Raw genomic sequence first — 13,504 nt, 5'->3', positions numbered from 1 at the left:
GTCCCTCCCCACCGGGGGGCACTCTTTCACCCGTGTTGCTGCGTGGCCACCGCCGTCCCCGCAGCGATGCCTCATGACCGGACGGCGCCCCGCCGTCCGGCCCAGCACGGAGGACGGTGATCACCTGATGTCCCAGTCGTCTGCGACGTCCGCGAACCCTCGAAGCACCACGATCCCCACGACGTTCGCGCGCTTCGGCGCCCAGCCGGGGGACCAGGGGCTGTACCGCTCGGACAACGAGCACGACGCCTGCGGGGTCGCCATGGTGGCCACCCTCCGGGGCACGGCCGGGCACGACATCGTCGACCAGGCCCTGCTGGCCCTGACCAACCTGGAGCACCGCGGCGCCACCGGGGCCGACCCGCTCGTGGGTGACGGCGCGGGCATCCTCACCCAGGTCCCCGACGAGTTCCTCCGCGGGGTCACCGACTTCGCCCTCCCCACCGCCGGGACGTATGCCGTGGGCACGGCCTTCCTTCCCCAGGACGAGGCCGAGCGCGCCGAGGCCGTCCGCACGATCGAGCGCATCGCCTCCGAGGAGAACCTCAAGGTGCTCGGCTGGCGCGAGGTGCCGGTCGAGCCGGGCTGCGTCGGCCAGGTCGCCCGGGACTGCATGCCGCACTTCGCCCAGCTGTTCGTCTCCGACATCACCGGTCGCCGCGAGGGTCTCGAGCTCGACCGGCTGGCCTTCTGCCTGCGCAAGCGCGCCGAGCACGAGGCGCACGTCTACCTCCCGTCGCTGTCCGCGCGCACCCTGGTCTACAAGGGCATGCTCACCACCGCCCAGCTCGAGCAGTTCTACCCCGACCTGTCGGACGAGCGGTTCGCCACGGCGCTGGCCCTCGTGCACTCACGGTTCTCGACCAACACCTTCCCGTCCTGGCCCAAGTCGCACCCCTACCGCTACATCGCGCACAACGGCGAGATCAACACGGTCAAGGGCAACCGCAACTGGATGCGCACGCGGGAGTCCATGCTCCGCAGCGACGTCATCCCCGGCGACCTCAAGCGGCTCTTTCCGATCTGCACGCCGGACGGGTCGGACTCCGCGTCCTTCGACGAGGTCCTCGAGCTGCTGCACCTCGGCGGCCGGTCGCTGCCGCACGCCGTGCTGATGATGATCCCCGAGGCGTGGGAGAACCACGCCGAGATGGACCCCGCCCGCCGGGCCTTCTACGAGTTCCACTCGATGTTCATGGAGCCCTGGGACGGCCCGGCGTGCGTGACCTTCACCGACGGATCCCTGGTCGGCGCCGTGCTGGACCGCAACGGGCTGCGCCCGGGGCGCTACTGGGTCACCGACGACGGGCTCGTGGTCCTCGCCTCCGAGTCCGGCGTCCTGCCCCTCGACGAGGAGCACGTGGTGCGCCGTGGGCGCCTGCAGCCGGGCCGGATGTTCCTCGTCGACACCGAGGCCCGCCGGATCGTCGAGGACGACGAGATCAAGGCCCAGCTCGCGGCGGAGCAGCCCTACGCCGACTGGCTGGAGGCCGGCGTCATCAAGCTGTCCGACCTGCCCGAGCGCGAGCACATCGTCCACACCGCGGCCTCGGTCACCCGACGCCAGCAGACCTTCGGCTACACCCTCGAGGAGCTGCGGATCCTGCTGACGCCGATGGCGGTCAACGGCGCCGAGGCGCTCGGGTCGATGGGCACCGACACCCCCATCGCCGTGCTGTCCAGCCGCCCGCGCATGCTGTTCGACTACTTCACGCAGCTCTTCGCACAGGTCACCAACCCGCCGTTGGACGCCATCCGCGAGGAGCTGGTCACCTCGCTCGGGACCGCCGTGGGCCCCGAGGGCAATGCCCTGCTGCCGAGCGCCACGCAGGCCCGCCAGGTCGAGCTGTCCTTCCCCGTGATCGACAACGACGAGCTCGCCAAGATCGTCCACATCAACGCCGACGGCAACCTGCCCGGCTACGCCACCCACGTCGTCCGCGGGCTCTATCGCGTCGACGAGGGCGCCGAGGGCCTGCGGACCCGCCTTGAGGAGATCTTCGCCGAGGTCACGGAGGCGATCCGTGGCGGCGCGCGGTTGGTCATACTGTCCGACCGCGACTCCGACCGGGAGCACGCCCCCATCCCGTCGCTGCTGCTCACCTCGGCCGTCCACCACCACCTGATCCGCGAGAAGCTCCGCACCCAGGTGGGCCTGGTGGTCGAGGCCGGCGACGTCCGCGAGGTGCACCATGTCGCGCTGCTCGTGGGCTACGGCGCCGCCGCGATCAACCCCTACCTCGCGATGGAGTCCGTCGAGGTCCTGGTGCGCCAGGGCATCATCGAGGGGGTCACCCCCGAGAAGGCGGTCAAGAACCTCATCAAGGCGCTCGGCAAGGGCGTCCTGAAGGTCATGTCCAAGATGGGCATCTCGACCGTCGCGTCCTACCGCGGGGCGCAGGTCTTCGAGGCGATCGGTCTGTCGCAGGAGTTGGTCGACACCTACTTCACCGGCACCGTCAGCCAGCTCGGCGGGATCGGCCTCGACGTCATCGCCGACGAGGTGGCCGCCCGTCACGTCACGGCCTACCCGGTGGACGGTGTGCGTCAGGCGCACCGCACCCTGCCCATCGGCGGGGAGTACCAGTGGCGCCGCGAGGGCGAGCCGCACCTGTTCGACCCCGAGACGGTGTTCCGCCTGCAGCACTCGACCCGCGAGCGGCGCTACGACATCTTCAAGCAGTACACCCGGCGCGTGGACGACCAGGCCCAGCGCCTGATGACGCTGCGAGGGCTGTTCGACCTGGCCTCCGACCGCCCCTCGATCCCCGTCGAGGAGGTCGAGCCGGTCAGCGAGATCGTCAAGCGGTTCTCGACCGGGGCGATGAGCTACGGCTCGATCTCCAAGGAGGCGCACGAGACCCTGGCCATCGCCATGAACCACCTCGGCGCCCGCTCCAACACCGGCGAGGGCGGCGAAGACGTCGACCGGCTGATGGACCCCGAGCGGCGCAGCGCGATCAAGCAGGTCGCCTCCGGCCGGTTCGGCGTGACCAGCCTCTACCTCACCGAGTCCGACGACATCCAGATCAAGATGGCGCAGGGCGCCAAGCCCGGCGAGGGCGGCCAGCTGCCCGGCCCCAAGGTCTACCCCTGGGTCGCCCGCACCCGGCACTCCACCCCGGGCGTCGGCCTCATCTCGCCGCCGCCGCACCACGACATCTACTCCATCGAGGATCTCGCCCAGCTGATCCACGACCTCAAGAACGCCAACCCGCAGGCCCGCGTCCACGTCAAGCTGGTCTCCGAGATCGGTGTCGGCACCATCGCGGCGGGCGTGTCCAAGGCGCACGCCGACGTCGTGCTCGTCTCCGGCCACGACGGCGGCACGGGAGCCTCGCCGCTCACCTCGCTCAAGCACGCCGGTGCCCCGTGGGAGATCGGCCTGGCCGAGACCCAGCAGACGCTGGTGCTCAACGGCCTGCGCGACCGCATCGTGGTGCAGACCGACGGCCAGCTCAAGACCGGTCGCGACGTCGTCGTGGCGGCGCTGCTCGGCGCCGAGGAGTTCGGTTTCGCCACGGCCCCGCTCGTCGTGTCGGGCTGCATCATGATGCGCGTCTGCCACCTGGACACATGCCCGGTCGGCGTCGCGACGCAGAACCCCGAGCTGCGGGCGCGGTTCAGCGGCAAGCCCGAGTTCGTCGAGACCTTCTTCGAGTACATCGCGCAGGAGGTCCGCGAGCTCCTCGCCGAGCTGGGCTTCCGCTCGATCCAGGAGGCCATCGGCCAGACCGGCGTCATCAACACCCGCAAGGCGATCGACCACTGGAAGGCCAGCGGCCTGGACCTGTCCCCGGTCCTCGCCGAGGCCGTGCCCCTGGACGGCGCCGCGCGCCACCAGACCCAGGAGCAGGACCACGGGCTCCAGCACGCGCTCGACAACGAGCTGATCGAGCGGGCGCGCACCGCCATCGACGGCGGCGAGCCGGTGACCTTCGACGTCCCCGTCCGCAACGTCAACCGCACGGTCGGCACCATGCTGGGCAACGCGGTCACCCGAGCCCACCCCCACGGTCTGCCGGACGGGTCGATCACCGTGCGCCTGCACGGCTCGGCCGGGCAGTCGATCGGCGCCTTCCTGCCCGGAGGGATCACCCTGCAGCTGTTCGGCGACGCCAACGACTACGTCGGCAAGGGCCTGTCGGGCGGTCGCGTGGTCGTGCGGCCGGGCGAGCGCAGCGCGCTCGTGGCCGAGGACAACGTCATCGCCGGCAATGTCATCGGCTACGGCGGCACCACCGGCGAGATCTTCCTGCGTGGCACCGTGGGGGAGCGCTTCTGCGTGCGCAACTCCGGCATCACGGCGGTCGTCGAGGGCGTCGGCGACCACGGCTGCGAGTACATGACCGGGGGCCTGGCCATGATCCTCGGCGAGGCGGGCCGCAACTTCGCGGCCGGCATGTCCGGCGGCGTGGCCTACCTGCTCGACGCCCGCACCGACCGCGTCAACACCGAGCTCGTCGACGTGCTGCCGCTGCGTGACCTGGACAAGCCGGTGGTCGAGGGTCTGCTCCGCGACCACCTGCGCTGGACCGACTCCACCGTGGCCGCCGGCCTGCTGGAGGACCTCGAGGCGGCCTACGCCCGCTTCACCCTGGTGCTGCCCCGCGACTACCAGCGCGTGCTGGACGTCCGCGCCCAGGCCGAGACCGAAGGACTGGACCTCGAGGGCGACGAGGTCTGGGACCGCATCATGGAGGCTTCCCGTGGCTGACCCCCGTGGATTCTTGAAGAACCGCCAGCGGGAGCTGCCCAAGCGGCGCCCGGTGCCGGTGCGCATCCAGGACTGGAAGGAGGTCTACGAGGCGCAGCCCGTGGACCAGCTCCAGCGGCAGGCAGGGCGTTGCATGGATTGCGGCATCCCCTTCTGCCACAGCGGGTGCCCCCTCGGCAACCTCATCCCCGAGTGGAACACCCAGGCCTGGCGCGGCGACTGGCGCGACGCCATCGACCGCCTCCACGCGACCAACAACTTCCCGGAGTTCACCGGTCGCCTGTGCCCGGCCCCCTGCGAGACCGCCTGCGTCCTCGGCATCAACCAGGAGCCGGTGACGATCAAGCAGATCGAGGTGACGACCGTCGAGCGGGCCTTCGAGGCGCAGCGCGTCGACCCCCAGCCGCCGGAGCGGCTGTCGGGCAAGCGCGTGGCGATCGTGGGCTCGGGACCGGCCGGCCTGGCGGCGGCCCAGCAGCTGACCCGCGCCGGCCACACCGTCGCGGTCTACGAGCGCGCCGACAAGCCCGGCGGGCTCCTGCGCTACGGCATCCCCGAGTTCAAGATGGAGAAGGCCGTCCTCGACCGCCGGCTCAACCAGATGACGCAGGAGGGCACGATCTTTCGCTCCGGCGTCAAGGTCGGCGAGGACCTGACCGGCGACCAGCTGCGGGAGCGCTACGACGCGGTCGTGCTCGCGATCGGCTCGACGGTGCCGCGCGACCTGCCGGTCCCCGGGCGCGAGCTGCGCGGCATCCACCAGGCGATGGACTTCCTGCCCCCCGCCAACCGCGTGGCCCTCGGGCAGCGGGTCGAGGGACAGGTCACCGCCGAGGGCAAGGACGTCGTCATCATCGGCGGCGGCGACACGGGCGCGGACTGCCTCGGCACCTCGATCCGCCAGGGCGCACGGTCGATCACCAGCCTGGAGATCATGGGCCGGCCGGGGGAGCTGCGTCCCTCCCACCAGCCCTGGCCGACCTACCCGATGCTCTACCGCGTCGCGAGCGCGCACGAGGAGGGCGGCGACCGCGTCTACGCCGTCAGCACCAAGGAGTTCCTCGGCGACGACGACGGCAACGTCGCGGGTCTGCGCATCACCGAGGTGGAGATGCGCGACGGCAGGTTCGAGGAGGTCGAGGGCAGCGAGCGCGTGATCCCCGCCCAGCTCGTCCTGCTGGCCATGGGCTTCCTCGGCCCGCAGCGCGAGGGCCTGGTCGACCAGCTGGGCGTCGCGCTCGACGAGCGCTCCAACATCCGCCGCGACCCGAGCTTCATGACCTCTGTCCCCGGCATCTTCGTCGCCGGGGACGCCGGCCGGGGCCAGTCGCTCATCGTCTGGGCCATCGCCGAGGGGCGCAGCGCCGCCCAGGGCGTCGACGCCTACCTCACCGGCGGGACCTCCCGCCTCCCGAGGCCGGTCGATCCGACGGACCGGCCCTTGGTGGTCTGACCCCAGCACGCCGTATGCCGGTGGCCCGCTGCACGGCGGGCGACCGGCATACGGCTGCCCGGACCCTCGATGGGCGCGGGGCCCATCCTGGCTCCCGCCACCCGGTCCCGGCGGCACTGTGGCGCACGCCACTGCCCTAGGATGGGAGCCATGCGCCGAGCCAAGATCGTCTGCACCATCGGGCCGGCCACATCCTCCATCGAGCAGATGCGCAAGCTGGTTGCTGCCGGGATGGACGTGGCTCGCCTCAACTTCTCCCACGGGTCCCACGAGGACCACCAGCAGGTCTACGCCAACGTGCGGGCCGCGTCCGACGAGGTCGGCCGCGCGGTGGGCACCCTCGTCGACCTGCAGGGCCCCAAGATCCGCACCGGGCGGTTCGCCAACGGCCCCATCCTGCTGACGAAGGGCGACCGGTTCACCATCACCACCGACGACGTCCAGGGCGACCAGGAGCGAGTCGGCACGACCTACAAGGGCCTGCCGGGCGACGTCTCGCCGGGGGACCGCCTGCTCATCGACGACGGCAAGGTCGGCCTGCGCGCCGTCGAGGTCACCGACACCGACGTGGTCACCGAGGTCGTCGAGGGCGGCTTCGTCTCCAACAACAAGGGCATCAACCTGCCCGGCGTGGCCGTGAGCGTGCCGGCCCTGTCCGACAAGGACGAGGCGGACCTGCGGTTCGCCCTGCGGCTGGGCTGCGACATGGTCGCCCTGTCCTTCGTGCGCTCCGCGGCCGACGTCGACGACGTGCACCGCATCATGGACGAGGTCGGCCGCCGCGTCCCCGTCATCGCCAAGATCGAGAAGCCCCAGGCGATCGACAACCTCGAGGAGATCGTGCAGCGCTTCGACGCCGTCATGGTCGCCCGCGGCGACCTCGGCGTGGAGCTGCCCTTCGAGGAGGTCCCGATCGTGCAGAAGCTCGCGATCGAGCTGTGCCGCAAGTACGCCCGTCCCGTCATCGTCGCCACGCAGGTGCTGGAGTCGATGATCGAGAACTCCCGGCCCACCCGCGCCGAGGCCTCGGACTGCGCCAACGCCGTGCTCGACGGCGCGGACGCGATCATGCTGTCGGGCGAGACCTCGGTGGGCAAGTGGCCGATCGAGACGGTGCAGGCCATGGCCCGCATCATCGAGTCGACCGAGGAGCACGGCCTGTCCCGCGTCCTGCCCACGCCCGAGCCGCGCTGGCACGTGGGTGACGCGGTCACGCAGGCCGCGGTCGACATCGCGCGCCACCTCGACGTGCGCTACCTCGTGACCTTCACCCAGTCCGGCAAGTCCGCACGCCTGCTGTCCCGCCTGCGCTGCAGCATCCCGGTGCTGGCGTTCAGCCCCGAGCAGGCCACGCGCTCGCGGCTGTCGCTGTCCTGGGGCGTGGAGACCTTCCTCGTGCCGGGGGCCAGCCACACCGACGAAATGGTCATGCAGGTCGACCTGGCCCTGCTGGCCGCCGGCCGGGTCGAGGAGGGCGACTATGTCGTGATCGTCGCCGGCACGCCCCCGGGGGTGGAGGGCTCGACCAACTCCGTGCGGGTGCACCGCATGGGCGACTCGATCAACCACCGGATGGGACGCACGCTCGACGAGCAGCCCGCCTGACGTGGTGACGCCCGTCCGTACGCCGGCCCGTGCAGGGGCCGGTAGCATGGGCGGGCACCTTGCCGGGGTGGTGGAATGGCAGACACAGAGCACTCAAAATGCTCCGCCCGCAAGGGCGTGCGGGTTCGAGTCCCGCCCTCGGCACCACGGCTCACAAGGCCTGCCCGGTCGCCCGGCGCACCTGTGAGCGACTAGAGTGACGGGGTGACTGAGCACCCCGTGACCACCGGCCGCCGCATCCTCGTCGCCGAGGACGAGGCCCTCATCCGACTCGACCTGGTGGAGATGCTCCGCGACGCGGGCCACGAGATCGTCGGTCAGGCCAGCAACGGCGAGCAGGCGGTCGAGCTCGCCTCCGAGCACAAGCCCGATATCGTCATCATGGACGTCAAGATGCCTGTCCTGGACGGGATCTCGGCGGCGGAGCAGATCGGCAACGCCAAGATCTGCCCGGTCGTGATGCTCACGGCGTTCAGCCAGACCGAGCTCGTCGAGCGCGCGCGCGACGCGGGCGTCATGGCCTACATCGTCAAGCCGTTCACCGCGGCGGACCTCGCTCCGGCCATCGACATCGCCGTCACGCGGTGGGCGGAGTACCAAGCGCTGGAGTCCGAGATCGCCGACCTGTCCGAGCGGCTGGAGACCCGCAAGTCGGTCGACCGGGCCAAGGGCGTGCTGATGGCGAAGCTCAAGCTGAGCGAGGCCGACGCTTTCCGGTGGATCCAAAAGACGGCCATGGACCGCCGCATGGGGATGAAGCAGGTCGCCGACGCCGTCATCACCGGCATGGGCGACGACAAGGCCAAGAAGTAGCCCCATCGCCCACCCGGCCCCGGACCCCCACCCCGGGGTTCCGGGTTTGGGGGTCCGGGGGTCCGGGGTCCCGGGAGTCAGCGGAGAGCGACCACCAGCTGGGTGAGCAGGGGCGCCACGACGAGCGCCGGCAGCAGGTCCCCGACGGGGATCTCCCGGATGCGTAGCAGGCGCAGCGCGATCGCCACCAGCAGCAGCCCGCCCGTCGCCGTCAGCGCCGCGATGTGGGCCTCGGGCAGCACCGACCCGAGCAGGACACCGACCACCGTCAGGGCGCCCTGGACGACGGCGACCGAGACCGCCGACAGCAGCACCCCGATCCCGAAGGTCGAGGCGAAGGCCAGCGCGGCGAACCCGTCCAGCACCGACTTGAGGGCGAGCTGGTCGATGCCGCGCCCGAGCCCGTCGTTGAGGGACCCCAGGATCGTGAGCGGCCCGACGCAGAACAGCAGGCTCGCCGTCAGCCAGCCCTCGATGAACCTCTCCCGCTCCTCGTCGGCCGAAGCGCCTTCCCCGGCGGCTGCGTCGGGACCGGGGGCAGCGCTGCGGTGGACGCGCCGCTGCACCGCTGCGGCGAGCCCCTCCAGCCGTCGCTCGATGTGCAGCGCCGAGCCGCAGATGGCGCCGACGAGCAGGGATCCCAGGACGATCAGCATGGGGGCACCCGTGCCGACAGCGTCGGTCAGGCTGCGCGAGGTCACCTCCCACGCGGACAACAGGGCCATCAGCAGCGTGGTGAGGCCGAGGCAGTCCGTCACGATCGACCGGGTGCGCTCGGGCAGCCGGTTGCCGATCACCATGCCGAGGGAGGCTCCGAGGAGCACGGCGACGACATTGACGACCGTGCCGAGGCCGGGAAAGGCAGCGCTCATGGGCGCAGAGTAGGCGTCCGGTCGCACGCCATGGACGACCGACCGGTCCGTGGCCGGGAGAGAAGCGATGAGGGCCACCCCGGCTACCCAAACCATCGGGGGGCGTGCCATATTTTGCTGTGGAGAGTGCTTCGGGGGAGGCATGCGCCAACCGTTCGTCCCGGTGATTTCCCTGGAGGTACTCATGGCACGGTCGTGGACCGTCGCGCGTCTGGTCGGGCCCGGGGACTGGGCCGGCGTGCATCGGCTGTGGTCCGACGCCCTCGCGGACGCCACCCCGGCCGGTGACGGTGCCGGGCGGCAGGTCGGCGCGGAGCGTCTCGAGCAGGTCCTCAGCCGTCCGGGGGTCACGACGATGGTCGCCGAGCACGACGACGACCTGGTGGGGCTCATGGTCGCCACCAGCAACCCCCTCAGCGGGCTGACGGACTCGGCCTGCGTCACCGTGGAGATCCTTTACGTCACGCCCGCCCGCCGCGGTCGCGGGATCGGCCATCTGCTCCTGGCCAAGGCCGCCGTGCTGGCCGAGCAGACCGGCGCCACCCACGTCGTGTCCAACGTCCCCAGCCAGTCGCGCGACCTCAACCGGTTCTTTGCCCGGATGGGGTTCGCGTCCACCGTGACCCGCAGGATCACCTCTCCCGCAGCCCTGCGCCGCCGACTGTCCGGCGAGGAGGGGGGCCGCCCCTTCGACAAGGTGCTGGCCCGCCGGCGGTCGCTGCGGGCCCGCACCGGTCTCACCCAGCCGCTGGAGATCGTGCAGGCCGGCGCCAGCGCCTCCTGACGGGTCCGGTCACACCTCGTCGCGCAGGGCGCAGGTGATCCGCGAGGTGCAGACGCGCCGCCCCTGCTCGTCGCTGATCACGACGTCGTAGCACGCGGTGGTGCGGCCGACGTGCACGGCCGTGGCGATGCCCGTGACGGCGCCCGAGCGCACCGAGCGGTGGTGCGTGGCGTTGATGTCGACGCCCACGGCATACCTGCCCGGTCCTGCGGCCAGCATGGCCGCGATGCTGCCGAGGGTCTCCGCGAGGACCACCGAGGCGCCACCGTGGAGCAGCCCGTAGGGCTGCGTGTTGCCCTCGACGTCCATCGTCCCGCAGCACCGCTGCGCGGACGCCTCGGTCAGCTCGATCGCCATCCGCTCGATCAGGGTGCCGCGGCCGGCGTCCCGCAGCTGCTCGAGGGGGGTGGAAGGGTCGGGCTCGGTCGCCGTTGCGGGTGTGTCAGTCATACGGCCTAGGCTGCCATGCGTGACGCGACTTCTGCTCCTCGACGGACACTCCCTGGCCTACCGCGCGTTCTTCGCCCTGCCGGCCGAGAACTTCTCGACGACGACAGGGCAGACCACCAACGCCGTCTACGGCTTCACCTCCATGCTGATCAACCTGCTGCGCGACGAGGAGCCGACGCACGTCGCGGTCGCCTTCGACCTGTCGCGCCAGACCTTCCGCACCGAGGCCTACGCGGACTACAAGGCGGGCCGCGCCACGACGCCCGACGAGTTCAAGGGCCAGGTCTCGCTCATCCAGGAGGTGCTGGACGCGATGCGCATCCCGCACCTGCAGGCCGAGGGGTTCGAGGCCGACGACATCATCGCCACGCTCACGACGCAGGCGGCCGCCGCGGGTCTGGACGAGGTGGTGATCTGCTCGGGCGACCGGGACGCCTTCCAGCTCGTCGACGAGCGCACCACCTTGCTCTACCCCGTCCGCGGCGTGTCCGAGGTGTGGCGCATGGACCCCGCGGCCGTCGAGAGCAAGTACCTCGTGCCTCCCGAGCGCTACAGCGACCTCGCGGCCCTCGTGGGGGAGACCTCCGACAACCTCCCGGGCGTGCCGGGGGTCGGGCCCAAGACCGCGGCCAAGTGGATCACGCAGTATGGCGACCTCGCGGGGATCGTCGAGCACGTCGGTGAGATCAAGGGCAAGGCGGGCGAGTCGCTGCGAGCCCACCTCGACCAGGTGCTGCGCAACCGGCAGCTCAACCAGCTGGTCACGGACGTGGACCTGCCGCTCGGCATCGCGGACCTGCAGCGGGCCAACTGGGAGCGCGACGAGGTGCACCGCGTCTTCGACGGGCTCGAGTTCCGGGTGCTGCGCGACCGGCTCTTCGCCACTGTGGAGTCCGCCGCGCCGGAGGCGGAGTCCGGCTTCGACCTCGACGGGACCGTGCTGGAGGCCGACGAGCTGGGGGACTGGCTGTCGAGCCACGGCCGGTCGGGGTCGGTGGGGCTGGTCGTCGACGGACGATGGGCGCGCGGCACGGGCGACGTGGAGGGGCTGGCGCTCGCGGCCGAGGACGGCGCCGGGGCCTACCTCGACGTCACGTCCCTGACGCCCGAGGCCGAGGCCGCCCTGGCCGCCTGGCTCGCCGACGCCTCGGTCCCCAAGGTCCTGCACGACGCCAAGGGCCAGCTCCAGGCGCTGGCGGCGAGGGGTTTCGCCGACGTCGCGGGTGTCCGCCTCGACACGGCCCTGGCGGCCTACCTCGTCCGCCCCGACCAGCGGTCCTACGACCTCGCCGATCTCACCCTGCGGCACCTGCACCGCGAGCTGCGGGTCGAGGGCGCGAGCGACGGGCAGGGGATGCTGGACTTCACCGCCGACCAGGACGCCGAGGCCCAGGCCTCCATGGTCAAGGCACGGGCCGTCCTCGACCTGTCCGCCGTGCTCGACCAGGAGCTCGTCGCCACCGGGCAGCGCGAGCTGCTCGCCGACGTCGAGCTGCCGCTGCTGAGCGTGCTGGCGCAGATGGAGCGGGTGGGCATCGCGGTCGACGAGGAGGGGCTGGCCCGCCTCGAGTCGCACTTCGCCGACCTGGTGGCGCAGGCCCAGGCGGACGCCCACACGGCCATCGACGACGACAGCATCAACCTCGGGTCGCCCAAGCAGCTGCAGGTCGTGCTCTTCGAGCGCCTCGACATGCCGCGCACCAAGCGGACCAAGACCGGCTACACCACCGACGCCGAGGCGCTCGCGGATCTGCACACCAAGACCGAGCACCCCTTCCTCGAGGCCCTGCTGCGGCACCGCGACGCGGCCAAGCTCCGCTCCACGATCGAGGGGCTGCGCAAGTCCGTCGCGGAGGACGGACGGATCCACACCACCTACCTGCAGACCGTGGCGGCCACCGGTCGGCTCAGCTCCACCGAGCCCAACCTGCAGAACGTCCCCATCCGCACCGAGGAGGGCCGCCGGATCCGGTCCGTCTTCGTGGTCGGGCGGGGTCGCCACGGCGACGAGCCGGTGGACTACACGTCGCTGATGTCGGCCGACTACAGCCAGATCGAGATGCGCATCATGGCCCACCTGTCCGGTGACGCCGGGCTCATCGAGGCCTTCCGCACGGGCGAGGACCTGCACCGGTTCGTGGGGTCGCGCGTGTTCCAGGTCGAGCCCGAGGACGTGACCGCCGCGATGCGCTCCAAGGTCAAGGCCATGAGCTATGGGCTCGCCTACGGCCTGTCGGCCTTCGGCCTGTCCAAGCAGCTGCGCATCTCCACGGGCGAGGCCCAGGGGCTGATGGACGGCTACTTCGAGCGGTTCGGCGGGGTCCGCGACTACCTGCGCGAGGTGGTCGCCGAGGCACGTGCCACGGGCTACACCGCGACCATCCTCGGGCGACGCCGCTACCTGCCCGACCTGACGAGCGACAACCGCAACCGCCGCGAGATGGCCGAGCGGATGGCCCTCAACGCCCCGATCCAGGGCTCGGCGGCCGACCTCATCAAGGTGGCGATGCTCGGTGTCGACCGGGCCCTGCGCGCCGAGGACCTGCGGTCCCGGATGCTCCTGCAGGTGCACGACGAGCTGCTGCTCGAGATCGCGCCGGGGGAGCGGGACACCGTGGAGGCGCTGGTGCGTCGCGAGATGGGTGGTGCCGCCCGGCTGGACGTCCCCCTGGACGTCCACGTGGGGGTGGGCCGCTCGTGGCAGGACGCCGAGCACTGACGGGAGGCCGATCCGCGGACCCGACGGTTCGAGGACCGGGCAACCAGGCCAGGCCCAGCCAACTCTCCTAGAGTTCACTGGGGGCCCACCC

Annotated in this window: 8 protein-coding genes and 1 tRNA gene; 7 read left to right on the top strand and 2 right to left on the bottom strand. The window is 71.4% G+C overall.

Going from position 1 to position 13,504, the window contains the following annotated elements; genetic code table 11:
• Window positions 1-127 precede the first annotated feature (127 nt).
• From gltB to ACF3NS_RS13060, 5 genes are all read left to right on the top strand, one after another.
• A complete protein-coding gene (gene gltB / locus ACF3NS_RS13080) occupies window positions 128-4,717 on the top strand; it encodes a glutamate synthase large subunit (RefSeq protein ID WP_392466533.1) in 4,590 nt (1,529 codons plus the stop codon).
• Entirely contained in the window at window positions 4,710-6,170 is a 1,461-nt protein-coding gene (locus ACF3NS_RS13075) for a glutamate synthase subunit beta (protein ID WP_392466530.1), read from the top strand. Before gltB ends, ACF3NS_RS13075 begins: the two co-directional genes overlap by 8 nt.
• Window positions 6,171-6,320: 150 nt before the next feature.
• Window positions 6,321-7,775 carry a pyruvate kinase gene (gene pyk, locus ACF3NS_RS13070; RefSeq protein WP_154591936.1) on the top strand — a complete coding sequence of 485 codons (1,455 nt, stop codon included), beginning with the start codon at window positions 6,321-6,323 and terminating at the stop codon, window positions 7,773-7,775.
• A gap of 61 nt (window positions 7,776-7,836) precedes the next feature.
• Window positions 7,837-7,922 (top strand) — tRNA-Leu (locus tag ACF3NS_RS13065).
• Window positions 7,923-7,979: 57 nt separating this feature from the next.
• The gene (locus ACF3NS_RS13060; protein ID WP_392466528.1) at window positions 7,980-8,588 is read left to right on the top strand and encodes an ANTAR domain-containing response regulator; all 609 of its coding nucleotides are present in this window, start codon (window positions 7,980-7,982) and stop codon (window positions 8,586-8,588) included.
• Between the two features lie 77 nt (window positions 8,589-8,665).
• Here the strand turns inward: ACF3NS_RS13060 and ACF3NS_RS13055 are convergent, their stop codons facing one another.
• On the bottom strand, window positions 8,666-9,460 hold the full coding sequence (locus ACF3NS_RS13055; RefSeq protein WP_392466527.1) for a DUF554 domain-containing protein: 795 nt from the start codon (window positions 9,458-9,460) through the stop codon (window positions 8,666-8,668).
• 184 nt (window positions 9,461-9,644) lie between these two features.
• On the opposite strand from ACF3NS_RS13055, the gene ACF3NS_RS13050 reads away from it, so the two are divergent.
• Window positions 9,645-10,244: a GNAT family N-acetyltransferase gene (locus ACF3NS_RS13050; RefSeq protein WP_392466524.1), complete on the top strand. Its 600-nt coding sequence runs from the start codon at window positions 9,645-9,647 to the stop codon at window positions 10,242-10,244.
• Between the two features lie 9 nt (window positions 10,245-10,253).
• Here the strand turns inward: ACF3NS_RS13050 and ACF3NS_RS13045 are convergent, their stop codons facing one another.
• Window positions 10,254-10,694 (bottom strand): hotdog fold thioesterase, encoded by a 441-nt coding sequence (locus ACF3NS_RS13045; protein WP_392466522.1) that lies wholly within the window; start codon window positions 10,692-10,694, stop codon window positions 10,254-10,256.
• 19 nt (window positions 10,695-10,713) lie between these two features.
• Between ACF3NS_RS13045 and polA the strand changes: the two genes are divergently transcribed.
• Window positions 10,714-13,413, top strand: a complete 2,700-nt coding sequence (gene polA / locus ACF3NS_RS13040; protein WP_392466519.1) for a DNA polymerase I — start codon at window positions 10,714-10,716, stop codon at window positions 13,411-13,413.
• The last annotated feature ends 91 nt before the right edge of the window (window positions 13,414-13,504 follow it).

It is taken from the genome of Arsenicicoccus cauae (assembly GCF_043162025.1).
GTDB lineage: Bacteria > Actinomycetota > Actinomycetes > Actinomycetales > Dermatophilaceae > Arsenicicoccus > Arsenicicoccus cauae.
The sequence above is the reverse complement of the archived record's forward strand: the minus strand, read 5'-3'. Positions and strand labels throughout refer to the sequence as shown.

Coding starts and splice junctions, on each gene's coding strand:
- gltB (WP_392466533.1), top strand. CDS start 128: ATGTCCCAGTCGTCTGCGACGTCCGCGAACCCTCGAAGCACCACGATC.
- pyk (WP_154591936.1), top strand. CDS start 6,321: ATGCGCCGAGCCAAGATCGTCTGCACCATCGGGCCGGCCACATCCTCC.
- ACF3NS_RS13055 (WP_392466527.1), bottom strand. CDS start 9,460: ATGAGCGCTGCCTTTCCCGGCCTCGGCACGGTCGTCAATGTCGTCGCC.
- ACF3NS_RS13050 (WP_392466524.1), top strand. CDS start 9,645: ATGGCACGGTCGTGGACCGTCGCGCGTCTGGTCGGGCCCGGGGACTGG.
- ACF3NS_RS13045 (WP_392466522.1), bottom strand. CDS start 10,694: ATGACTGACACACCCGCAACGGCGACCGAGCCCGACCCTTCCACCCCC.